At 41.5% G+C, this 24,720-nt stretch carries 19 protein-coding genes; 5 read left to right on the top strand and 14 right to left on the bottom strand.

Features of this window, described 5'->3' with window-relative positions; translation table 11 throughout:
• Window positions 1-3: 3 nt before the first annotated feature.
• Entirely contained in the window at window positions 4-1,338 is a 1,335-nt protein-coding gene (gene pgtP / locus AYJ08_RS14425; protein ID WP_064018310.1) for an MFS transporter, read from the top strand.
• Between the two features lie 52 nt (window positions 1,339-1,390).
• Here pgtP and AYJ08_RS14420 read toward each other — a convergent pair whose 3' ends face one another.
• The 6 genes from AYJ08_RS14420 to AYJ08_RS14395 form a co-directional block, all read right to left on the bottom strand.
• A complete protein-coding gene (locus tag AYJ08_RS14420) occupies window positions 1,391-2,323 on the bottom strand; it encodes a response regulator (protein ID WP_064018309.1) in 933 nt (310 codons plus the stop codon).
• A complete protein-coding gene (locus tag AYJ08_RS14415; protein ID WP_064018308.1) occupies window positions 2,305-3,591 on the bottom strand; it encodes an ATP-binding protein in 1,287 nt (428 codons plus the stop codon). Before AYJ08_RS14415 ends, AYJ08_RS14420 begins: the two co-directional genes overlap by 19 nt.
• A gap of 79 nt (window positions 3,592-3,670) precedes the next feature.
• Window positions 3,671-4,321, bottom strand: coding sequence for an amino acid ABC transporter permease (locus tag AYJ08_RS14410; RefSeq protein WP_064018307.1), 651 nt, complete (start codon window positions 4,319-4,321; stop codon window positions 3,671-3,673).
• Between the two features lie 14 nt (window positions 4,322-4,335).
• A complete protein-coding gene (locus AYJ08_RS14405) occupies window positions 4,336-4,989 on the bottom strand; it encodes an amino acid ABC transporter permease (RefSeq protein WP_003334084.1) in 654 nt (217 codons plus the stop codon).
• Window positions 4,990-5,080: 91 nt separating this feature from the next.
• Window positions 5,081-5,929 carry a glutamate ABC transporter substrate-binding protein gene (locus tag AYJ08_RS14400; RefSeq protein WP_064018306.1) on the bottom strand — a complete coding sequence of 283 codons (849 nt, stop codon included), beginning with the start codon at window positions 5,927-5,929 and terminating at the stop codon, window positions 5,081-5,083.
• Window positions 5,930-5,966: 37 nt separating this feature from the next.
• Window positions 5,967-6,695 carry an amino acid ABC transporter ATP-binding protein gene (locus AYJ08_RS14395; protein WP_003342894.1) on the bottom strand — a complete coding sequence of 243 codons (729 nt, stop codon included), beginning with the start codon at window positions 6,693-6,695 and terminating at the stop codon, window positions 5,967-5,969.
• A 292-nt stretch (window positions 6,696-6,987) separates the two neighbouring features.
• Here AYJ08_RS14395 and AYJ08_RS14390 point away from each other — a divergent pair, with 292 nt between their 5' ends.
• Entirely contained in the window at window positions 6,988-8,670 is a 1,683-nt protein-coding gene (locus tag AYJ08_RS14390; RefSeq protein WP_064018305.1) for a family 10 glycosylhydrolase, read from the top strand.
• A 424-nt stretch (window positions 8,671-9,094) separates the two neighbouring features.
• On the opposite strand, the gene AYJ08_RS14385 is transcribed toward AYJ08_RS14390, so the two are convergent.
• On the bottom strand, window positions 9,095-11,107 hold the full coding sequence (locus AYJ08_RS14385) for a methyl-accepting chemotaxis protein (RefSeq protein WP_064018304.1): 2,013 nt from the start codon (window positions 11,105-11,107) through the stop codon (window positions 9,095-9,097).
• Window positions 11,108-11,557: 450 nt separating this feature from the next.
• Here AYJ08_RS14385 and AYJ08_RS14380 point away from each other — a divergent pair, with 450 nt between their 5' ends.
• The 3 genes from AYJ08_RS14380 (at window position 11,558) to AYJ08_RS14370 (ending at window position 13,945) form a co-directional block, all read left to right on the top strand.
• Entirely contained in the window at window positions 11,558-12,613 is a 1,056-nt protein-coding gene (locus AYJ08_RS14380) for a MerR family transcriptional regulator (RefSeq protein ID WP_064018303.1), read from the top strand.
• 79 nt (window positions 12,614-12,692) lie between these two features.
• Window positions 12,693-13,385 (top strand): class I SAM-dependent methyltransferase, encoded by a 693-nt coding sequence (locus AYJ08_RS14375; protein ID WP_064018302.1) that lies wholly within the window; start codon window positions 12,693-12,695, stop codon window positions 13,383-13,385.
• 92 nt (window positions 13,386-13,477) lie between these two features.
• Entirely contained in the window at window positions 13,478-13,945 is a 468-nt protein-coding gene (locus tag AYJ08_RS14370) for an SEC-C domain-containing protein (RefSeq protein ID WP_231929112.1), read from the top strand.
• A gap of 100 nt (window positions 13,946-14,045) precedes the next feature.
• Here AYJ08_RS14370 and desA read toward each other — a convergent pair whose 3' ends face one another.
• The 7 genes from desA to AYJ08_RS14335 all read right to left on the bottom strand — a co-directional run bounded on the left by desA (window position 14,046) and on the right by AYJ08_RS14335 (window position 24,702).
• Window positions 14,046-15,068 carry a Delta(5) desaturase DesA gene (gene desA, locus AYJ08_RS14365; RefSeq protein ID WP_064018300.1) on the bottom strand — a complete coding sequence of 341 codons (1,023 nt, stop codon included), beginning with the start codon at window positions 15,066-15,068 and terminating at the stop codon, window positions 14,046-14,048.
• A 634-nt stretch (window positions 15,069-15,702) separates the two neighbouring features.
• A complete protein-coding gene (locus tag AYJ08_RS14360; protein WP_064018299.1) occupies window positions 15,703-16,437 on the bottom strand; it encodes an alpha/beta hydrolase in 735 nt (244 codons plus the stop codon).
• Between the two features lie 199 nt (window positions 16,438-16,636).
• Window positions 16,637-19,138, bottom strand: a complete 2,502-nt coding sequence (locus AYJ08_RS14355; protein WP_064018298.1) for a GAP1-N2 domain-containing protein — start codon at window positions 19,136-19,138, stop codon at window positions 16,637-16,639.
• Window positions 19,138-20,403: a TRAFAC clade GTPase domain-containing protein gene (locus tag AYJ08_RS14350; RefSeq protein WP_197490678.1), complete on the bottom strand. Its 1,266-nt coding sequence runs from the start codon at window positions 20,401-20,403 to the stop codon at window positions 19,138-19,140. Before AYJ08_RS14350 ends, AYJ08_RS14355 begins: the two co-directional genes overlap by 1 nt.
• A gap of 12 nt (window positions 20,404-20,415) precedes the next feature.
• Window positions 20,416-21,051, bottom strand: coding sequence for a hypothetical protein (locus tag AYJ08_RS14345; RefSeq protein ID WP_064018297.1), 636 nt, complete (start codon window positions 21,049-21,051; stop codon window positions 20,416-20,418).
• 19 nt (window positions 21,052-21,070) lie between these two features.
• Complete coding sequence (locus tag AYJ08_RS14340) at window positions 21,071-22,357, bottom strand: vWA domain-containing protein (RefSeq protein ID WP_064018296.1); 1,287 nt, start codon at window positions 22,355-22,357, stop codon at window positions 21,071-21,073.
• Window positions 22,354-24,702: a hypothetical protein gene (locus tag AYJ08_RS14335; protein WP_064018295.1), complete on the bottom strand. Its 2,349-nt coding sequence runs from the start codon at window positions 24,700-24,702 to the stop codon at window positions 22,354-22,356. The genes AYJ08_RS14340 and AYJ08_RS14335 overlap by 4 nt, the downstream gene beginning before the upstream one ends.
• Window positions 24,703-24,720 lie beyond the last annotated feature (18 nt).

Here is a 24,720-nt window from a genome sequence, read left to right as displayed (position 1 = left end):
TTCATGTTTGGATGGTTAAAGCAAGCTCCAGCCGCACCTCGTCTACCTGAACATATGATCGCTAAGATGTACAAGATCTTCCGTATCCGTACATTGATCGGAATTTTCATCGGTTATGCTGGTTATTATTTAGTTCGTAGTAACTTCGCACTTTCTACAACCTACTTAAAAAGTGACTTTGGTTTTACTACAACTCAAATCGGTCTATTAAGCTCTGTTATGGCTATTACCTATGGCGTAAGTAAATTCTTTATGGGTAACCTGGCAGACAAAGCTCATACACAACGCTTTATTGCTTTTGGTTTAGTACTGTCTGCTTTGGCTAACATTTGCTTTGGTTTCACTTCTAGCTTTGGTCTGTTTATCGTTTTATTGTTCATGAATGGTATGTTCCAAGGTATGGGGGCTCCTCCATGCAGTATCGTAATGGCAAAGTGGTTCTCCAAGAAAGAACGCGGAACAAAAATGGGTATCTGGAATTGCTCTCATAATATTGGTGGCGGTATCATCGCTCCAATCGTTGGTGTGGGTCTAGGTATTTTCGGTACACATTTCTGGCAAGCAGGTGTATACATCTTCCCAGCAGCTCTAGCTATTCTTATTGCAATCTTTGTTTGGTTCTGCGGTAAAGATACACCTCAATCTTGCGGACTTCCGCCAATTGACGAGTATCGTAACGATTATGATGATGTAAAAGATGAATCAAATGGCACTGATCTATCTCCTAAAGAGATCTTGATGAAATATGTTGTGAAAAACAAATTTGTGTGGTTCCTCTGCTTTGCTAACGCATTTGTTTACTTGATTCGCTTCGGTGTATTGAACTGGGTTCCTCTATACCTAACTGATGTAAAAAGCTTTACGCAAGCACAATCCCATATGGCATATCTTGCATTTGAATGGGCTGCGATCCCAAGCTCTCTACTTGTTGGTTGGTTGAGCGACCGTGTGTTTAAAGGTAATCGTATGCCACTATGTATCATTAGTATGGTAGGCGTTGTTCTTGCAACATTGGTATATTGGAAATCTTCCAACATACTAGCAATCAGTATTGCGGTGTCTGTTATCGGTTGTTTGATCTATGTACCACAATTTTTAATCGGGCTATCCGCTATCGACTTCGTACCAAAGTTCGCTGTAGGTACAGCAGTAGGTATGACAGGATTGTTCGGTTATGTAGGCGGTAGCTTCGTAGCTAATGCCGTAATCGGATTTTTAGTTGATGCTTCCGGCTGGGATGGGGGCTTCATGCTAATGCTAGCTGGCGGTATTGCAGCTAGTGCCTTCCTAATCCTTATTCAAATGGGACAAAAGAAGCAAAAAGAAAAACTAGCATAACAGTGGTTTAAAAATAAAGGATGAGGGACGTCTCTTATGATGGAGACATCCCTCATTTTTTTGTTTCCATAAAAAATACAGATAAAAACTTCCTTACATTTATGCGACATTTCGTAGTTTTTTCGCCGGCTTCAAGCTCCTTCATTCGCAATCTCACCTCTTTGAAATCAAATAAGCGAGGAGCAAAATGTTCAAATGTAGGATTCGCATAATCGGTTAATCCTAACGAGGATAAATGTGTAAAGGCCTGTAGCACCATTCGGCGAATCCGCTGCTCCATAGCCCGAACTTCTTTTACAAGTACCTGCTCATCTATTTTATTGGACATTCTCTGCAATACCCGGGCATACAGCTCCTTTAGCTGCATATCCCGCAATAAATGCCCCCCACGTTCTTCCGTAGCCAGCCATTGAATCATGGCAAAAAGATCACGTGCCCCTGCCTCACCTGCAATTCCTAGCTGTAGTAAGAGCTGGCGTGCATTTTGTTCCAGATGGTTCTGTTCAAACGATCCAAGACGTGGTGCATGAAAGCCTTGATACCGCTGATTCATCTGTTCCTTCCCCTTAATATCCAATATCTGAAGCGATTTGCGAATAGATTGTAAGGATGCTTCCAATGAGAGATGGTCGGCTACCCGTTTTAATACGGAAAGCACCTCAAGCTTATTAATCGGCTTTTGAATAAAGGTATCTATTCCTTGTAAGTACGCTTCCCCGATCATTTCTTTATTTTCTACCTGAGATACCATGATAAATTTACCGGTAAAGCCCTCCCCTTGAAGCTTTTTAATCGTCTGTATTCCATCCATCCCTGGCATTAATAAGTCAATTAAAACAACGTCTACACCATATAATTGGTCAATAGAGACATGGATACCATCGCTGGCTTGTCCAATGATTTCCCCCAGCTTACTTTCATGAATCAGTCTCTCCAGCATTCTGCGTACAACAGCATCATCCTCAATTAGGAAAAACCGAAGCATAAGCCCCCCTCCTCTCTTAGCAACTGATCGGTTGGTATTCTCACCTCAAAATGTGTGATTGGTTCTGATTCATGTATGATCCTGAGTGTACCATCCAAGCTATGAATAATGCCTTTTGCATGCGTAAGGCCTATGCCTGTAGAGGGCTTTCCTTCTCTGTCATACTTTGTGGTATAGCCTAGTTCAAACACCCATTCCCGATCTTCATGCAAAATACCCGCCCCATTGTCCCTAACATGAAAAATAATTTCTCTCTTATCAAAACCCACCGAAAGCTCAATTTTCCCTTCAATAGGAATAGCCTCTACTGCATTGGCTACCAGATTATTTAACACAGAGAGTAGCTCATAGATTTGACTAGTGGACAGATTAACATCGCACTTCTCGGTGAACTGTATCCTCTTTCCCATCATTTCGGCATACTTCTGATTTGCGCGTATAACTAAACCACATAATTCCGATATGGATAACTGAGGCGCTAATTCCTTTTGATTAATAATTTTTAATAACCCAGCCAGCATGCGTTGGGAATCCTTTTTTACCTCATGCACATGCTCGGCTATGTGTAAGGCTCTTGATGATTCAGTATTTTCTGACGATAAAAGCTGGCAATATAATTGATAGCTCTCTCTGGTAATTTCCTCTAATTGCGTCATGGATTTACGCAGGTAAAAGGTTTCCTCATACAAGCCGGTGTTAATCATTCGCAGCCGTTCCAGCTCCTGCTGTCTAACTTCCCCTACCGCTCGTACTTGGCGAATGGAAAAGCTATTATATAGACCCACCGCAAAGAAGCTGCGCAGGGCTCCAAAGAACAAAAGCACCAATATACTTTCTCCCCAACTAGCAGGAGCTACTCCACTTATCTCACGTACCCACAGCTCTACTAAATTTGAAGCGCAGTCTATCGTAGCGCCTATCAAACCTAACAGTACCGGAGATTCTACATAGCGGCGGGCGCTTACTATCTGAAACAATAACGTGAAGCTACCATAATAAAAGGCGGAGGGCAAATGAATGAACAAGCTTTCTTGCCAGGCTGTCCCGTATGCCACAATGTCCAAGCCTACCCGAAACCACATAGTAAACACACCAGTTAACAATCCAATCAGCAATACCGGCACAGACTGGAACCACAATAACCCGAAGAAGAAGGCAGCAATCCCTAACGAAAACCGAAATGGTCCTCCAAACGGATTCACTTTCATCTCTCCAAAAAAGGCGGTTGCTAGCATAATGATCAGCAATAACAGAAGACGTTCGCGCATAAAACCTCCTTTTCTTAAAAAAAGAAAAATCTCTTTCCCCTATTTTACTAGGAAAAAGAGATGTGCAAAACCATTTCCTTTATATATGTTTATTTTCTAAGCGTTTAGAGACACGTGACAAGCTGTAATTCACTATAAAATACATCATCGCCACCATCAAAAAGGTTGGTATCACATAATTAACGTTTCGGCCGTTAATAATTTGGGCATGGTTCATTAATTCTGGCAGCGCAATAACAACTGCAAGCGATGTATCCTTAAGTAAGGAGATAAATTGACTTACAATTGGCGGAACCATTTTACGCAGAGCTTGCGGAAGCACCACATGCCAAAGTGTCTGCATATAAGATAGACCGGATGAACGCGCCGCTTCTATCTGCCCCCTATCAACGGAATTCAAACCGCTGCGAACAATTTCAGACAGCATAGCCGCTTCAAAAATTACCAATGCTAAAATAGCCGCTGCTACCTTATCCAGCTTTAAGCCAACCTCTGGCAAGGCAAAATACGTGAAAAAAATGATTAACAGAAGCGGCAAATTACGAATAAGCTCAATCGCCGTAGCAAGCGCCTGTGACACAACAGGAATCCGAGCATATCGCAAGGTTCCGATAATAATCGCAATAGCAAAGCTCAAGACAATCGAAATGAATGCTACTTTGAGCGTAACCCCAAAGCCCTCTACCAAAAAGACAAGATACTGAGGAGAGTATGCTCCGATAAAATCCATATATGCCCTCCCCTTTATTTATGGCTCGCCAAGCGTCGCTCCAGATATCCTACGAGGAAGCTTAGCGGCAGAGTTATCATGAGATAAAAAATAGCAACAAATATATATACATCAAATGTAACAAAGGTCTCGGCTGATATCAGATCACCAAAATACATTAAATCAAGGCCAGCAATAACCCCAAGTATCGAGGAATTTTTCACCAGATTGATAAATTGATTCCCCATGGGTGGAATTACAACTTTAAACGCCTGCGGCAAGATAATGTAGCGCATGGTTTGTACGTAAGTAAGGCCTGACGAACGCGCTGCCTCACTCTGCCCCTTAGGTATAGCCATGATCCCTGCGCGTATCGTTTCTGCAATAAACGCCGCTGTGTAGACTGTAAGCCCCAGCGTGCCAGCCAGAAACGGTTTTAATACAATTCCCAATGCAGGTAACCCCACAAAAAATAAAAACACAACCAGAAGGAGGGGAATATTTCGAATAAATTCTACATATGCTACCCCTATCCAATTTAGTGGGCGTACTGGTGCAATGCAAAAAACGGCAATAATTGTCCCTAATAACAAGCTTCCCGCTAATGCCAGCACACTCGCTTTAAGCGTATTTCCAAAGCCTTCTATAAATAGATCGGAGTGCTCTAAAAGAATAGAAAAATCGATCATCTCTGCTGTAATCCCCCTTTATCTTCATGACATAAAGGAATGAGCGGTAGGGAGGACGCCCATTCCATTCAGGTCTTCAAATCACTTGGTTCTAATTTTTTGGCTTTTCGCCAATCCATTTTTCGTAAAGCTTGTCATATTCACCATTTTGCTTCATTTCCTTTAGGAGATCGTTGACCAATGCTACGAATTCCGCATCACCCTTTGGCAAAGCAATTCCATATGGTTCTTCAGTAAATGTTCCCTCTACGACACGGAAATTCGGATCTTGTTTAGCCATTCCGTATAACAAAGCATTATCTGTAGTTAACGCATCACCTTGACCTGCCTTTAATGCGGTAAAGGCTTCTGCATAGTTTTCAAATTCAAGAACCTCTGCCTCTGGAGCATTTTCACGTATGTTTTTGGCTGAAGTAGAACCCTTTGCCGTCACTACTTTTTTACCCTTTGTAAAATCCTCCAGACCTTTGATGGTGCTGTCTTTCTTCACAAGGAAGGACTGACCGGCCATGAAGTATACGTCAGAGAAATCGACTTCCTTCTTGCGTTCTTCAGTAATTGTCATCGTTGCAATAATGGAATCAATCTCTCCGTTTTTTAACATCGGAATACGAGTCTTAGAGGTTACTTCCTTCAATTCAATTTTATTTTCATCGCCTAGAATTTTTTTAGCAATTGCCTTCGCTATATCAATATCAAAGCCTTCGACATTCCCCGTGGCTGGATCTTTTAACCCAAATAAATTCAAATCATACTTAACCCCGACTACGTACTTGCCTCGCTCTTTAATCTTAGCTACTGTACTAGTCGCTGCGGCCTTTCCTGATGAGCTAGCCCCATCCTGTGTTTTACTAGACCCGCATGCTGCTAATGCTGTTGCGCTCAACATCACTGCCAAGCCTACACCCAATACTTTTTTCCAGGTTTTATTTGCTTTCATTTGATTACCCCTTTTCCTTATTTTTATCTCGAAAAGATTAATGATTTAAAATCCGGCTTAAAAATAACTGGGCCCGCTCCTCGCGCGGATTGGCAAAGAACTGATCGGGATGCGCTTCCTCCAATATTTGGCCTTGATCCATAAAGACAATTCGATCAGCCACCTCACGCGCGAAGCCCATTTCATGTGTTACCACGACCATCGTCATTCCTTCTTTAGCGAGCTTTTTCATTACATCAAGAACCTCTCCGATCGTTTCCGGGTCAAGTGCAGATGTAGGCTCATCGAACAGCATGATTTTGGGCTTCATGGCTAGCCCGCGAGCAATGGCGACACGTTGTTGCTGACCTCCGGATAATTGGGATGGCAGCTTATCCGCTTTATCAGGTATCCCGACTTTCTCTAAATAAGACATCGCAGTCTCTTTTGCTTCTTTCTCAGAAATCCCCAACACCTTAATGGGAGCTAATGTGATGTTTTGCAACACAGTCTTGTGCGGATACAGGTTAAAATGCTGAAACACCATACCGATATCTCGACGAAGCCGATTAATGTCGGTATTTTTGTCATTGACCTTGATGTTGTCTACAATCAGTTCTCCATTTGAAATCGTTTCTAGGCGATTCATACAGCGAACCAATGTGCTTTTCCCAGACCCGGAAGGTCCGATGACCACGACAACCTCTCCCTGGTTGATGTGAAGATTAATGTTTTTAAGCACGTGGAAATTTCCATAATGTTTGTTCACTTGATGAAAGCTAATCAACCAGAATCCCCCTTATTTATGGTTTTATATTTCGTATCGTAAAGAGAACCTACCCGATTCTACAGAAAAATACAAAGAATTTTCTTTTTATTAGAATTTTTAAATAAAATGAAAGCTACTCTCCATATCGAGCTACATAAAGCAGTAATCCTGTTCCTCTCTGTTGTCCATGTTCTACCTAATTTTTTCTACTTGTTCTGGTAAATAAACGTAACAAAGTTTCCTACTAGAACGTCTAAAGCTAATAGAGCATTTTTTTAAAAAAATCTATTGATTCGGGAGGATTGTAAGAATGAAGCTTCGCCAGTTATTCGCCCTGCTTCTTTTGTTCACACTATGCGTCCCCATGATGGGCCAGTCGGTGCAAGCTCAGGCTTCCCAGGGGATTAGTATCTACCTGGATGGACAAAGAATAAATAGTGATGTTCCACCGTACATCATTCCAAAAGTAAATGTCACCATGGTTCCGCTTCGTGTTATCAGCGAAGGCCTAGGTGCTCAGGCCAATTGGGATCAATCTAAGCAAACCGTGACAATTCGTAAGCCAGACACCAACATAAGCATGACCGTAAAGCAAAATTATGCAACGGTAAACGGATCGAAAGTTCACTTAGACTCTTCCGTAGTAAACAAGCAAGGTCGTGTCATCGTTCCGCTGCGCTTTGTAAGTCAACAATTAGGTCTTCAAGTAGCTTGGGATCAGCCTACACAAACCATCACACTGCAATCAGGTAACCAAGCTAATTCTAATCAGTTGCCGCCACCAGACATTGCAGGACCGGGAAACGGACTATACCCTGAATATCCTGGCAATGTCATCAGTCCTGAAAATACAAACCCTGATTTCACTCCTATTCCCGGAGTGCCTACTACCATCGATCGTTCTTTGCGAGGTGTCTGGGTATCTACCGTTTATAATTTAGATTGGCCTTCCGCCGCTTCCTACAGCAATATGGGCAAACAACAACAAGAGTACATACAATTGCTAGACTCTATACAGGGAATGGGCTTAAATACTGTATTTGTCCAGGTTCGTCCTTCTGCAGATGCCTTTTATCCATCAACACTAGTTCCATGGTCTAAATACCTGACAGGAACACAGGGAAAAGACCCAGGCTATGATCCTCTTGCTTTTATGATTGAAGAAACACATAAACGCGGTATGGAGTTTCATGCTTGGTTTAACCCTTTTAGAGCTAACGTTGATGCAAAAACCGATCAATTAGCTGCTAACCATGTAGCAAAGCTCCATCCAGAGTGGATCATTAATGCGAAAAACAAGCTCTACATTAACCCGGGAATACCTGAAGCACGTCAACAAATCATCACGGAAATTATGGAGGTAGTCAACCGATACCAAATCGATGGAGTTCATCTGGACGATTACTTCTATCCATCTGACGGGGTATTCCCTGATGACGCCACCTTCAAGGCTTATAACTTCAACTCGTTTGCCACAAAAGCGGAGTGGCGCCGCGATAATATTAATCAATTTGTTCGTCAATTAGGGGAAGCCATTCATAGCGCTAAGCCACAAGTACAATATGGTATAAGTCCATTTGGTGTATGGCGCAATAAATCGATGGACAGTACCGGATCGGACACAAAAGCCGGCGTGACTGCTTATGACAATATGCATGCAGACGTTCGTACATGGATTAAGCAAGGCTGGATTGATTATGTTATGCCGCAAATCTACTGGAGCTTCTCCTTCTCTGCCGCCCAGTACGACAAGCTCGTTAATTGGTGGGCTAATGAAGTGAATGGAACCAATGTGAAGCTATATGTAGGGCATTCTCCTTATAAGCTGGGAACAAAGGAAGCAGGCTGGCAATCAGCTCAGGAGATTATTAATCAATTGCAGTTTAATACTCAGTTCCCTCAGGTAAAGGGCGATGTATTCTTTAGCGCTAAGGATCTTCGTAAGAACCCGCTTGGAATCGCCGATTTGCTAAGAAGCTATTACGGTAAATAGCAAAGGAAAATAGGAAGTACGCAAAACCCCCTCCTCGTCCATTTTAAAAGGGCGCAGGAGGGGGTTTTGTATGTTGGGGGTCTATCTATCATATGCAATTACTTCGTAAGCCTCTCGACAATAAAATCAAGCTGCCCCCCCCCTAACGAAATTGGGTCATTAAATACAGAGGAGTTTTTATCCATAGTAAATACTCGATCGTTTTTGACAGCAGGTAGTGATTTCCAAATACTACTGAATCTATACGGTGGAGCAAGACTGTCAATGTGGGCATATCTCATATATATGCCAGAAGGAGTGTTGGTCAGAAAATAAAAAACTGCTCCTCTTCAAGAGAGAAGCAGTCATCTGCAAATCAATATCAGTTGGTAAAATCTATTGCAAACACTCTATTTCTAGCAAGTCTGCTTTCATGGAATAATCCTTACACTTTAAAACGCTCTAATTCCTCCTGCATTTGCTTTGTCATGCCTGCAAGCGAACTTGCCGTTGCATGAACTTCCTGAGCTGCTGCAGAAGCTTGTTCAGAGGTTGCAGCGATTTCTTCCGAGGAAGCAGCTACTTCTTCAGAAATGCTAGAGCTTGTTTCTACTTTTTCTAAAATCTCTTCTTTTTGTTTTTGCATTTCTTGTGCAGAGTAGCTAATTTGCTCCAGCTTCGGATTGATGTTCTCTATTTCGCGAATAATTTCACGGAAGGAGCTCATTGCCAAATCCATTTCCTCTTTTTGACCAGACATAGCTTGACTCATTGATCTTGCATTTTCTAGCATCTGATCGGAATCAGAGGAGACAGAGGTAATCATATCGGCAATCATTTGAGCTGATTGGCGAGATTGCTCTGCTAATTTGCGCACCTCATCTGCTACTACAGCGAAGCCTCGTCCCGACTCACCTGCACGTGCAGCTTCTATAGCCGCATTTAAAGCCAATAGGTTTGTTTGTTCGGCAATCTCATTGATGGCAGTCGTAATATGATGCACACCGTTTAAATTTTCATTTGCTGCAACGATTCTATCAATAAATTCTTTGAAAATTTGATTCACCTGATCTACCGATACAATCAATTTGTCCATGTTTTCATTGCTTTCACTTGCTCTTGCATGAATGTTTTTCCCGTTGTGGTCCACATCCTCGATAGAGGCTACCATATCATCTAAGCCTTTGCCATACGAGGTCAGAATTTCACTGATTTCGACAAGCTCTTCTGTTTGAGAAGTTACTCCAGCAGCTACCTCTTGAATTGAATTGGAAACCGTTTCTGTCGCTGTACTCATCTCTTGCGAAATATTGCTTAGAGTATGGGAGGAACGATCAATTTCAGTGGACTGCTTTTGAATAACGCCAATTAAGCCACTAAAGGATTGTTTCATATCCTCGAGCATGTGTGACATATCACCGATTTCATCACGGCGGTTTAGTAGCTTCTGATCAATAGCGGTACATAGCTCACCTTTAGCCATGAAGGAAAAGATATTTTTGAAGCCTTGAATCGAACGTGATAGAGAATAAGAGTAGTAATAAACCGCAATACCTCCAAGAAGCAGGAAGACGGAGGAAATAGCGAATAAATAGTTGCGCATGACAACAGTTCCATTCAACAGGTCATTCTGCTCAATATAGATAGCAAGTCCGCCGCCAGTAAGTGGAATAGGGGCAAAGCCTACATATTTATTTACGCCGTTATATTCGTAAGACCCTGTACCATTGACCCCACTGATCATTTTTTGTTCGAGCTCAGCCAAATCACGGAGCGCTGGATCAGTTTCAGCCGCTTTTATTACGTTCTCTTGGGCAAAAACTAACTCCATATCTTCATGGGCTACTACCGTTCCTTGTTTATTAAGCACATAAGCTCGTCCTGTTTTACTAAAAGTAAGGTCTGAAATCATTTCCAATAATTTATCAACTTTATACTCCATGTACAACACGCTATTTATTTTTCCTTCTAAGTAGATAGGAGTTCCGAAAATGATGATTAACGAATTATCTTCCATGGAGACAATCACATCTGAAGTATTGGAATGACCAGCAAGGGCTTTCTTAAAATAGTCTCGCTGTGCGATACTCGTATTCGATTGAGGTCCTAAAACTACTTTTCCGGAGAGATCAGCAATTCCCCATTTACTTGCCCCACGTTTTTTTATCAGCCTAGAAACACTATCTTGAGCTTCCTGTGGGTTGGCTTGGTAATTTTCGATTTCCTTGCGGGATGCTACTCCCTCAATAAATGTTACCTCATTTTTTAGCTTATCCTCATAATAATTGGCCGTTTGCTGGGCAAGAGGAGAAAGCATCGTTTCGGCTGTATTTTCAATTTGTTTTTGAGCGGTAAAATAAGCTAACAATGTAAGCCCAATACATGTGGTAATAAGCAACCCACCAATGATAAAAAGCAGTTGCGCTTTAATCGATTTAAACTGAAGCCTAAAACTCAAATTAATCCCTCCACTTTCTGTGATATCCGTATATCGAAATTTTCTTGTACATTACTTTAATCGTACAAAATAGTAACAAAATCCATAGACAAACTGTTACAGATTTAATTTTAAATTTTATAAATATTTTCAAGAATAAAATATCCGTCCAAAAAAGGCCTCCCCTAGGCAACGATCTACCTCAAATGGGAAGCTGATGCACGAATATGAAATAACTAGTAAACTAGATAGCAGAAAAGCAATTTCTAGCAATCGGAAGGCTCGTAACCAACTGGGTCAAAGCACTCTCTTTAAGCTAGGTTCCTTGGTTTACAAGCTAACACTATGGATTATTTTTCGATGATGATTACCATTTTTTTATTCTGACATAGAAGTAGTTTCGCGAGCTTTCGTGCTTTCGACGTTTCCCCTGCGTTATTGTTTCAATAATCTTGGGTAGGTGACTGACAGATGCAAATCAAGGAAATATCAGACAAACTTACTATTTCTCCACGAGCCATTCGCTTTTATGAAGAAAAGGGATTATTAACACCAGCTAAAAATCAGGAGAACAACTATCGTGATTTTACAGAGAAAGACGTCTGGCGCCTGCAAACCATTATTGCCTTACGGGAAGTGGGGATGTCTATTCCTGATATTAAAGTGGCCCTAAAGCAAATCGATGAGGGCAATCATGACGAGCTTCAATATTACTTGGAGCTACAGCGGTATGTCATGTTTGCACAATGGCTGGAGCTGAAGGAAAACATTCGTACAACCGATCAAATGATAGAACGCTTGGTACAAAACAAGGAACTGTCGTTGGAGCAGATTTTTACTCTGGCAGAAGGCTCTAAACGTCTTAGAGACTTACGCAAAAACTGGCATGATAAGTGGAATTTTGATCATCAGGCTAGAACCCATGATGTGCACGTCTTGCGTAACGAACAGAGCTTTCATGTCTACCAAAACTACGAGGAAGCACTGGATATAACGCTTCAATGGGTCGATCCTATTCCTAAGGAAAGAGGATTGGACATGGGCACAGGTACGGGGAATTTAGCAGCACGCTTTATAGATAAAGGCATCCGGATGGCAGGTGTCGATCAATCAAAAGAAATGCTGAAGCAATGCAAACGCAAGTATCCACAAATGGAAACGAAACTGGGCAATTTCCTAGCCATTCCCTACCTGGACAATCAGTTTGATTTTATTGTGACCAGCTTTGCCTTCCACCATATTACAGATGCTCAAAAGCTGATGGCATTAGACGAAATGCGCCGAGTCTTACAGCCACGCGGCCGGATTTGTATAACCGATTTGATGTTTAAAAATGAAAGACATAAAAAGCAATACCTAGATGGGTTGCTGAAACAGGGGAAAAGAGACATCTATACAGCTATTCAGGATAAATATTATGCAAATAGCGAACAGCTTCTCGATTGGTTTACTCGCAATGGATATATTGTGAAGCACCAGAAACTACATGAGCTACTCTATGTCATGTATGCCGTCCCGATCAGATAGAGATGTGTCCCTTGGTATTGACCTTCTCGTAACGTCAAGCCTTATGCTAAAGTCCAACAACATATGAGGAGGACTATGCATGGCACAACCAAATCATCCCGATATCTATCAGAATCAAGCCGAGAAATACGAACGATTAATTTCAAAGCAACCAAGTCTCTATGCTGTAATGAACCAGATAACACCGATTGAAAATACAGACATTATTGATCTGGGAGCCGGTACAGGCAGACTTACTACAGCGCTAGCTAAGCATGCTAAATCAATCGTTGCTCTCGATGCATCCGAAGCTATGCTGCAAATAACAGCACACAAATTAAAGCAAGCCGGTCTTCACAATTGGAAAACACAGGTGGCTGATCACCGCGCTCTTCCCGCAGCTAATGACTCTGCTGATCTATTAGTATCAGGCTGGAGCATTGGCTACCTAGCAAGCTCTGCCGATCCTACTTGGAAGCATAATATCAAGCAGGTAATGGAGGAAATGAAACGCGTCCTTCGCCCTGGCGGTACAGCTATTATTTTGGAAACAATGGGGACCGGATATGAAACTCCGCATCCCCCGGTATTTTTACAGGATTATTACAGATCACTTGAACAAGATTATGGCTTTTCCTTTTCTTGGATTAGATTGGATTATCATTTTGAGAGTGTAGAAGAAGCTACAGACCTGACAAGGTTTTTCTTTGGAGAGGAGCTAGCAGAAAAAGTGGCTAGCCAATCGCTCCTACAGGTACCAGAGTGTGCAGGAATATGGACCTTACAGGTTTAACAAAAACAAAGACCATTCTTCGTCATCAGTCGAGGAATGGTTTTTTTATATGTTATACTACATATTATTAACAATCAGGTTATAAAAAGGAAGTGGTTATTTTGGATATTGGCAGAAACTCACTTTGCCCATGTGGGAGTGGCAAAAAATATAAAAAATGTTGTTTACCTAAAGATGAGCAACGCGATTTCCTTCATTCATCATCAACAGGAACCAATCAATTGTTGCATAAATATATTGATTTAGATTTAACATGGGATAACGAGGATTATATAACTACAGCCCACAATATTGTGAAGAATATGCAGGCAGATTACAAGCCTGACATCATTGCTGCGGCCATCAATTTATGGCATAAATACGCTCATGCTACCCATCCCGTAATCCGAAAAGCTGGAATCATAGAAGCTTCGATTGAATATTCGATTGCGACGATTATGGATATTCCCATCACTCAGGCGGCATTAGCAAGCAAATATAATGTCTCTGCCGGAACAATCTCCAAACGCGTACAGGACATGCTTGATAACGATTGGTTTGCAGAACAGACGACTTCATAACAACTACAACAAAACCTAGCCCATCATTCAGGTACTTGTTTTGTACCTATTGATCGGTGCTAGGTTTTTATTTCATGACTTTACATGGTACTCTTTTGAATTAACTGGTTTTTTCCAAATTATTTTTCATGATCCTGTGGTGTACATCTTTAAACCCCACGAATTTCTTGCTTTCCTCACTCCACAGTCGGAAGCGGAGTGATCTCAGACTTGATAGCAATGTAATGCTTCTCACGTCCTGTAAGAAGGCATTATTCTTATAAGCCGAAGCCAAGTAATAGTTAGGTACACGCGGACTTAAATGGTGAATATGGTGAAAGCCAATATTACCTGTAATCCAATGCAGGACCTTTGGCAATTTGTAAAAGGAGCTTCCCTGTAAGGCCGCTTTTACATAATCCCAGTTCTCTTCTTGTTCAAAATACGTATCCTCAAACTGATGCTGTACATAAAACAACCATACACCTGCTGCACCTGAGATAAGAAAGATCGGTCCCTGAATGAGCAAAAACGCTTGCCAACCTAAAGTCCAGCACAGTACACCCGATAGGGAAACGATGCCTAGATTGGTTATATACGTATTAAGGCGTTCCTTTTGCCCTACACCTTTGCGGTTAAATCGGTAATTAATCAAAAATATATAGATAGGGCCTAGACCAAACATGATGAATGGATTCCGATACAACCGATAGAACAACCGCTTACTAGGTGACAAGGCTACGTACTCATCTACTGTGAGTGTCCATACATCTCCCGTGCCTCGTTTATTTAAATTACTGCTTGTCGCGTGATGTATAGAGTGGGATCTCTTCCATTGCTCATAGGGGCAACATGTTAGAATCCCTGTAATCAAACCAACAATCTCGTTTGCCTTCCGATTTTTAAAGAAAGAGTAGTGGCAACAATCATGAAAGATAATAAATATACGAATGAGAAAACCTCCAGCAGGGACAATCAATACTAGACTCAACCAGTATGATACAGATAAACATAGATATGCACCATACCAAAGCAGACAAAATGGGATCAACGTATTGATTAGCTGTCGTACACTATACTTAATCTGGGATTTTTCATAGGGGGCGATTTTCTTTCTCCAATTAACTTGTTTTTCCAGCTTCACGCTAATAGTAATCTTCCTCTCTTTGAATCTTTACTTTTACAGTAACGCATGGATTCCGAATCAAAGGGGGAAGATGATTCATGCCCATCTATAGTACACTATAACAATGCAAAGGTTTTGATTGTTGTTAACCCTCTCTTTGTTAGCGACATATAACGTTACGTTCAACTCGTAACTAATCGTGCTTTTCCTTCCTAACTGCCTTTCATCATTATATTCGAAAATCGTTCTCAGTTGTCTTATAATTTTTTGCCGAAATCCACCACTTTTCAGAAAATTTTTATTCTTAGTTCTGAGAATCACACCCCAGATTAATAGATTACCCAATATTGTATGTATAGGCTCTATGTGTCAATAAGACTCTGACACAAATCGTCCTTCATGCATTCTAATTTTTGACACGATAAATAGACAAAATATTCCACACTAAACTCGTTATTTTACATGGAACATGTGAGTGCCCATATCAATAAAATAAAAAAGAGAAGATAGCATAATGACCGTATCTTCTCTCAATCTATTTCATTTGACAATCAATCCTCATGATGTAATTTTACTATCCAAGCATTCATCTCATTGGCGAATAGAATCGACGAGTTAATATCAGTTTTACATACTAGTTCAGTTTTTTTATTTACGATGTAAACAGCCATTTCATCGCCTGTGGAAAGTGCTTAATAAAGAAAAGCCCGTCATGCGTCCCGCCTTCTTCTACCACGAGCTTCAATTGCTCCTTTGGAAATCCATTTCCGATTAAAAACTCATGAGCCTTATACGTATACTCAACCATATTAGCCTGAATGTTTTTCTTATAGATGCCTTCCAGACTTCCTACATACATGTACATTCGTTGCTTACCAGAACCAATCTGATGGTCACGGATATAATCTAGCAGTCCTTCAAACCATACGGAGGCAGATAGCAATCCTATACGTCCAAATACTTCAGGATACAGGTAAGCGGCATATAATGAAATCATTCCGCCAAAAGAGCCGCCGATTATTCCCGTATGCTCCGCTTCCGCTTTTGTTCGATAAACGGAATCTACATGAGGCTTTAACGTATGAACAACGTAAGAAAGGTACTCTGCGCCCTTACCACCAAAATCAGGGTAGCTGCTAAACAGTGCTTTTGCAGGCCATGGCGTATATTCATCATTTCGATTGTGCGGTGGAATACACACGAAAATCATTTCGGGCAGCTCCTTGGTAATGAAAAGATGCTCCAGCAAATTCATGCATGTATGGACCAAATAGCTGCCATCCTGTACGTATACCACAGGAAAGCTCCCCCCGGCTTCATAAGTAGGAGGCAAGTAAATCATAATTTCCCTGTCTCCCACCGTTTCTGTAACGAAGACCTCTCTCATCTCCTTATCCCCCTTCTCATCATGTCTTTATAAATAGTAGTTGAAATAGAGACGCGACAGCCATGGATTAAATCCCGAATCATAATGGAGAATTTGAGCTTTCTATAAAAAAAGAAGACCAGTCCAAATGAATTGACTAGTCCTCTTTTTTATAGGTAGGGCTCTTTGGCCTTACCTGCTTCTATTTTTTATACCTGCTCTATTTAGCTGGGACAGACGATATGTTCACCGGTTTCACATTTGGCTGCAATAGCATATAGATTGGTGTGTTGTCTATTGATTCAGCTTGTCCCTTTTCCACAAATATCGGTGTAGCATCCTCTTCTTCACTAGTAACAGGTGTTGTTACTGCAGCAGGAAGGGTCGCTGGAATAGGAGCCTGGCTTTTGGAATAAAGCATTACCCCTCCAACTGTACCTACCGTAAGCATCGCTAGCAACCCGATCACAGCCATGCCCTTGTTTTGGCGAAAGAATCTCGATACAGCATTTGACGACTCACTCTCTGCCTCATGCAGTATTTCTCTAAATTCCGGGTTACGAATAGCGTACCAACGTTTTCGCCATTCTTTATCCCGTAGTCTTTTAGCGTTATCATGCAATAGATATTGCTTCAAGACGTGACGATAAGAAGGGACAAGCTTTCTATCTATCAGAAACATCCTTTGCTTTACGAACCACCGAATGAACAGATAGGCAGTTTCTTCTCCCCCATGCTGCCGAACAAAAGTAAGCATGCTGTCAAAATCAAACGCGGTATGCGAATTCTGGGAATCGCCACGATAAAAAATAAGCGCTATCTTTGGGAAACTGCCTTCATCTAATGGACTGACTACCATCTTGCGAATCAGCTTCTGCTGGATTTGGATGTCAGCCGCATCCCAATTCCGATAAAATTCTTCGGGCAAAGGCGTCCCCGTCTCTGTTTCTAGAGAAAAGACGTTCATTAGTAGTTCCAGCTTATATTCGCTCTGTGAATCTAGTGCTGTGAAAAAGCTTTGCGGTTTATGCTCAAACAAAGAAACAATCTTCTTAACATCCTCCTTGGATAAGACCTCCAAAGAAAGATGCTTCAGTAAACTTTTGTCTAGCTCTTCTAACACCCTGCTCGTATAACTGTGACCGACTCGCCACTTACCCAACGTTTGATGAACCGACAGTGCCGCTTCTACCTTTCGTTTCTCCTCTTTAAATAAGCTCAGCAATTTTTGCTCCGTACTATTCATGAAAAAAGGATTCTGCAGAGCTTGGGAAGCATGAACAGCCCAAAAGCTCATTTCCTTGACTGCATCATCTAGTTTGTAGCAGTTTGCTAAGCGTTGAGCTACATATTCCTCAAATAAAGGCTTCACAACCTTTTCATAGCTCAAAATGGTATTCATCATAAACGTAAACAATTCATGATTACCTGAGAGTTGCTTGTATACCTGCTCAACATACTCTGTTTGCTGAGAGCTTTTCCCCTTCAGAAGAACATCCATCAGGTACATCACGATCTCTTTGCGGGTATCTTGATTCTCAACAACGTTATACGCTTCACAGATCAAGGTAATCAGTTCGACGGAGGGCAGGCTCTTGGAAGTAACAGCCGTTTTTTCCGTCCCAAATAAAAGTCCAAACAACGCAAATAATCTCTGTTTGTTTATTAAGCGTTCATTACGAAGGTAATGTAGGAGTACCTGCCATACCGCCGCTTTATTGCGTTCATAGACGCTCAGTTTACCTGTTTCTATCAAAAACAGCGTACATAATTCATAATACGTGGCAATGCTCAAACCCTTAGCAGGATCCTCTCCTGCAAGAATTTCGTCAACGAACTCGTAAAACGACTTGAGCACAACTGCTTCATTCAAATTCGTCCACGCAAAGCTAAGATACTCGTGCTTACCTTGGATATCAGCATGAAGTATCGATTGGTTTGCAAAATCAAACAGAAAATCTTTATTCATATGTCCGTTACCAGACCTAATGCTACCCTTTTCAACAAAAATAACGTGGAGATACTTTTTACTTTCTGGTTCATTTGTATAAGTAAGGAACCCAAATTGTCTACGCATCTCATAAGGCAAGCAGCCATACAGAATCTCTAATAATTGAGCAGCAGCTTTAGAGGTCTCACTGATATCAACATCCAAGCTAATAAATACCTTTTTCTTCGTTGATAGAGAGCTCATGGTAGCGAATAGAAGCTGTTTAAAGGCTTGCTCATCAATCCCTAACCGCGCTAGAATCTGCTTTTTATCACCAGTGCTAAGACTCTGATATGGTAAATCCTCTAACTCAGGCAACTCTTTCCCGTCTGTTTCCTCATGATGATTTACAAAGGAATTGATGCCGAAAATTTTTGCTGGCGTTTTACAAAATTCATCTCGTTGCACACTTGGGATCACATAATTATGGGTAAAGAATGTGTTCCGCTGTCCTGTAAAGTCTGCTCCTACATAAACGCTTTTCCCAATGACCATCTCGCCTGATTCAGCGCGAAAACAGAAAAGTGCCTCTGGATACTTCTCTACCTGTGTTTCTCCCTTTTCCTGCAGCTCTTTAGGAGCATTATAGACACAAAACGGATGAAGCGTCTTCTTGATAAATGAATTGTCCAGAGAAGCAGATTTAGAGACGGTGTCGTATCCTTCGTTTGAGCGGAAAATCCCTTGCCGCCCTCGCGTATAGTACTGCTGTTGAATATGCTGCCGTCCCACTATTGCTCCCTCCCATCAATATAATCCAATTGATGTAACAGCCAAATAAACGGTTCATCTACACGAACAGGCGTCACTACGCCAGTCACCTTTTGGTTAACCGGGTTACTTCCCAGCGCAGATACAGCAAAATAAGCCGTATTTGTAAAATAAACCTCCAGTGCATCCTTAAAAGGTCGATCTACTTTTTCAATGAAGCGCCTTATCTCTCCATTGATATTTTCGAATTCACTCGTGTTCAGATACTGTTTATGAACGAAATTTCGAAACACATTGCTGTTTGATTTAATATACTCACTATCGTCTTCCTTCAGCATGTGTAGCATATCGCTTTTGGTCAGTACAACAGCAGTCGGTATATTGGTTTTGCTGTGCTCCTCATATCCGATAAAGTTCTCAAATAGGGTAATGAGCACTTCACGAGGCTCATCATATCTAGCAGTAAACTCCCCTGGCTCATCGCCTACATTAAACATGATCTTGTCGCGTATCGTTCTAATTTGCAGCGGATCGACAAGGAATAGAATGCCTGAGGAATTTTTCACGTGGGATGCATATAGCTCCAAATATTCACGATCTACCATTCCCTCACCCGCAACATCAAAAAACACTAGAATGAGCGGGGCTTGTTCACTATCCTTAAAAATAAACTGAAAAATAAATGGCTCCTGCCGCTTTTCCTTTTGTGTAGAGTCAAGCAATTGGCCTCTCTCAAATAAAGGGGCCTCGTAATTTTCCCGGAACTTGCGACTAATCTGTGCGTTTAATGGCATGCAGGCAGCATTAAAATGATTTGCCGTTGTATTTTGTAGGGTGTGAATCAGCGATGTCATATAGACAGACTTGCCTACTTGTGAGGCACCCACGATGGAAATAATATTACTTGGTGCTTTTCCGGCTGTAATCGGAAGTTCATTATGACATTTCGGGCAAAGTCTGCGTTTGGTAACCATACCGTAACGATCAGTCAGCCCTGCCAAAACCTGATCAACATAAAGCTGATTTTCCTGCGGTATCGTAGCCGGGTCAATTACTGCTTCCAGCTCCTCGATCGCATCAAGCCCAAATTTATCTCTGTACTGGTTTAGAATCTCATCTTCCTGCAAAGCATAATTTTCGTCATCATCACGATGATGCGTGGCTCTAAATACTACCTGATCGGGGGAATACTTCGCAAAACAATAGGGACAAACAATATCATAAAAAGGAAGCCGTTCCTTGACTGGCTGTTTTTTCTCAAACATATTTTTCAAAAATGTAAACACGTTGGTTCCCTCCTATTCAGGAATCAGCTCATAGCTCTGCCCGTATTTTTTTCCGTCTGTCAAAAAGAGGCGAATGTAATCCTTTTTCTTGATCTCGATTTCAGGCATAACGTTTTCTCCTGGTTCAAGATCACGGATAAAAGCATACTGCGTGCCATCATCCTTATTCGCTGGAGGAGAGCCTTCCTTTTTTACATAGCATAAAGCTTCCTTGGGAATAAGAATCTCCGAAAAAATGCGAATCTGTAAAGTTTGATACTGACTAAACCATTTCTTCCCTCTTTTAAAGGAATAATAGATTTTAGCTTTACCGGAACTAACGTGAGCGACGTGATCCTTACCCTCCGGAATTAGCATAACCGGTCTGCCATTCTGTAGCTGGCACGGAAAAATTCGATACGTATATCTTCCATATCCATCAATATATTCACGATATCCCTGATGCACCTTGTACTCCTCACGTGTATATAGCTTCATATCCTTCTCATTGATCTGGTCAGGATGAAACGGTGTCTCAAATCGGGATTTGTACACGTAGACGCAGGGAACGGATTCTGCCCAGTACCAATTTATCACGCATTCGTTCCCCTGCATGTGGGAGGTGACATCCTTAATCAGCGCAATGGATAATTCTTCCGTTCTGCTCATTTCACATCATACTCCTACTCTACCTATCAAACTTATTAGTACTGATCTGCTTAGCTTCCTTGTTTTTTGCCGATAAATATCTGCCACCGGTAAACCGACTTTTCTCAGAGGCTAGAGCTTGGTTAGGCATAGGGATAAAAATCGTAAACAAAGGCATGACAGCAGCTAACAGCAAGTCAGCTACAAGGCGAATCCCCATAGCTGGATACATGCCGGATGCCAATCCCTTCTCAAGAATCAATCCAGCAAGAAGACCAGACACGATTCCTCCTAAAGTGAAGCCCTTGGCTATATATTTGTTATCAAAGAATAGTCCTACTGCCAAACCTAACAATGCTCCAATCACAAGCAAGCTCACGACACGCAGTATTGCATAGAAAAGGCTATGTTCCGTTGCGCCTACTCTTTCCTTTACAAGCTCACGATCCTGACGACTCATATCATAAATTTGGCCGAACACACCTGTGATTTGATCTGTATGTTCAATATCGTAGTAATTACCATTGGTCTCTTCTGCAATGCGCTTCAACAACTGTGTTCCATCTGCGCTGACCGTACTCATCCCCACTGTATGAACAATGATTTGAGATTGTTTGAATGGCTGAAGAGACTTATCTAAATCCACATCACTATAGCCATCTGACATGAGAATAACCGTGTTATTACCAGAATTGTTTGTTTCCCTGTTTATATGGTTTAAAGCGGTTTGCAATGCCTCCTCTATATCAGTGCCACCAGAAGGACCCTCATGACTATTCAGCTTTTGTATAACATCATCTCTTACCTTTTGATTGTTCAAGAGCACCAAGGGCTGTAGCACGCTCGCTTGTTGATTAAAGGTGATGACCGCTACTCTTGTATTAGCATCCATTCTACGAACCACATCGGCTGCTGATTTAAAAAGCTGATTATCCTTATCCGATTCCTGCATGCTGGAGGAAATGTCCAGCAGCATAACAATGTTGTTTGAACCCGACGCCTTCTGAAAATTTGTCCCATAGAAAAATTGTAATAGCATAGCAACTACACCTAGCATGATAAAGGTACTCGGTACAAGCATCTTCCATGAGAATCCGACATAGCGCTGTCTCCAGCCCTGCCCGTTTAATCGGGGTGAAATTAATTCAGCTATTAAACACATAAGTCCAACAAATAAAGCATACTGTCCAAAATAAAGTCCCATAACCACCCACTGAGGTAGTTCATTAGACAAAAGGTTTACAATCATTTCGCCTACTACAAAGCCGATTACTCCACCTATCAAGCTACAGAAAACCATGAGCAGACTGATTTTTTTTTGACTCATGACAATTGCCCCCCTCCTTGTCGGCGAAATAAAAATCCATTTTCCCGATAGGATTCATAATATTTCCTATTATTGCGGTAATACATGAGGTCTTCTATGCCGAAACCACCCATGAGCTTGATTTTCTCAATCCCACTTTTGTTTGCTTCATGAATGCACCCCTGCTTATAGGTCCGCATTCCCTGCTCAGTTCGAAATACATATTGAACAAAATCATTCTTATAATCAGCAAAAAAGTATTTTTCCTCATATCTATACTTTTGCATAAATTGAAAGACTTCTATATGGACAGATGATCTGCTTTCCAACTCTAAAGCCAAATCTCTGTATAGCTGCTCTCGGGTCAAAACAGTCCTGTTGTCGTAAGCCGCCGTCACATTCGCTCTTGCCAGGAGTTCATCCTCAAAGGAAAGGGAGAACGGCTCACTGGTCATAATCTCTTTACGGCACATGTCACATAGCCGCTGGATCATTTCAGTAACTCCTTTATCTAATAGGAAAGAAATGCCCCCCATGTATTTATCCTCAAAGTAAAAGCCAGTTCCTCGTTTGGCTTCTACTATTTCAATCGATTCCTGTACAACAGCTCCGTAGTATTCCTCTATGTTTTTGTCTAGATAGTCTACAGCCTCTCGGATGCTTTTTCGCGACATCTCACTGACTTGAACCTTGATTTCTTCAAGCTGCATGACCTGTTGTCTTAGCTTCTGATGAATGTCCTCCAATTGTCTTTCATAATCGGTTAGAAGCTCTATTTCCATTTCCAATCCTAAAATCTCATACTTCTTTCCATAAATGACCGGGAAAAAATGCCGTATAAAATTTCGTACACGCTCTTTATCTCGTGTGAAAAGACCACCCGTTTTTATCTCTTGTCGGTCAACCCGCTGACGATAAAGATCCTCTAGCTGATCCTTGCAATACTCTAGCTGTCGAATTGTATCTCTGATTCTGGAACGCAAGACATTAGCAAGGCTCTTCTTAGCATCAGATCCCAAGGTTAATTGGTAGGCAGCATATAATCCGTATTTGGGATTTTCAAGAATCTCTTCTCTAATAAGCTGAGTGAGCTTATGCTTTTGTTCAGAAGAATCCCGTTTTGAACGCGCGGCAAGCACAAAATTCGTTGCAAAAAAGGTCTGACTGCTATCCTCGAACAATGCTACCTCTGCCTCTTTAAGAGTCATGCTCGTAAGCTCTTTGTAGCTAACGCCCGAAGTCATCAAACCTGTCATCTCTTCTAATTTGCTCTCATCCGGTAAAACTGACTTCACTTTTTGTAGAATCTGCGAGTCTGTGATCTCCAGTCTCTCTAGTACTTCTGAAACATCATGCGTGCCATTTTGCTTCAAACGTTCTAGAAAGTGATCATACACCTTTGCAAGTACAGTATGTGCAATAGCGTGAGTAGGTCGCTTTACTTTGGAGAGCCCGGCTGAAGCAAATGTAGGTCGTCCAGTAACCCCGGTAATATTGTGGATAAATTGTGTGCGATTATAGCTTTCACTGCCTTCGTATACTTCTGATTCCACTCGTTTATTGTTGAGCAGCACGATATCGCTAATCAACTCATAATTATCTTCCTTACCGTTATCAATGAACATTCCCTGCTCATTCTTATCACTTAGGATATACACAAGTGAATAAAGCGGAGAACTAGTATGCTCCACAGCCAGCTTCACTCGATCCTCTGTCATCTGAAGATCAGCGCAGAATTGGTAATCAGGCTGTTGATATTCATTTAATTCATCCAAGAAGCTAACTCCTATTGACGTAGAAAATCCAAATTCCTGGCCATTGTTCTTTTCCTGTATCAAAACATACAAATCCAACGAGACATTTTTAAATAATTCACTAAGATAGCTCTTTACAAGCAGCGTAAATTCCGGTAACAGCACATTAGCAATATCATCTGCTCTGGTGACTACTGCAATATTCATTTGTTGGTGATAAGTAAATAGCTTACCCATTTCTGCTACACGAACACTTACCATCTTCATCATTTTATTTAGTTCAATCAACAATGATTCATCTTGATAAAACATGTCATAGAGAGAAGCCCGCATCGTTTTTTTATCAGCAGAAGGCTGCGGCAAGCGGCAGTTATACACATTCGCACGCTGTAGAGTATCTTCCGAACAGGCGTGAACATAGAGCACTCCCTCGCTATTTTGCCACTTTTGTTCATTGGTAGCATAAATCGACTGGAGTGCCTCTAAGCTCTTATCACCTAAAAAGAGAAAAAGCACAGGGTTCTGAATGCTACGCTGTCCGTTCTCACTATCCAGTTGTTTTTCTAAATCCGACACATAGTGAGTTGCGAACTGTTCAATCAAATCCCTCATGCTTTTCTCCCCTAATGA

The organism is Brevibacillus sp. SKDU10, assembly GCF_001645205.1.
GTDB lineage: Bacteria > Bacillota > Bacilli > Brevibacillales > Brevibacillaceae > Brevibacillus_B > Brevibacillus_B halotolerans.
Note: the sequence above shows the minus strand (reverse complement) of the source record. Positions and strands in the feature narration are given on the sequence as shown.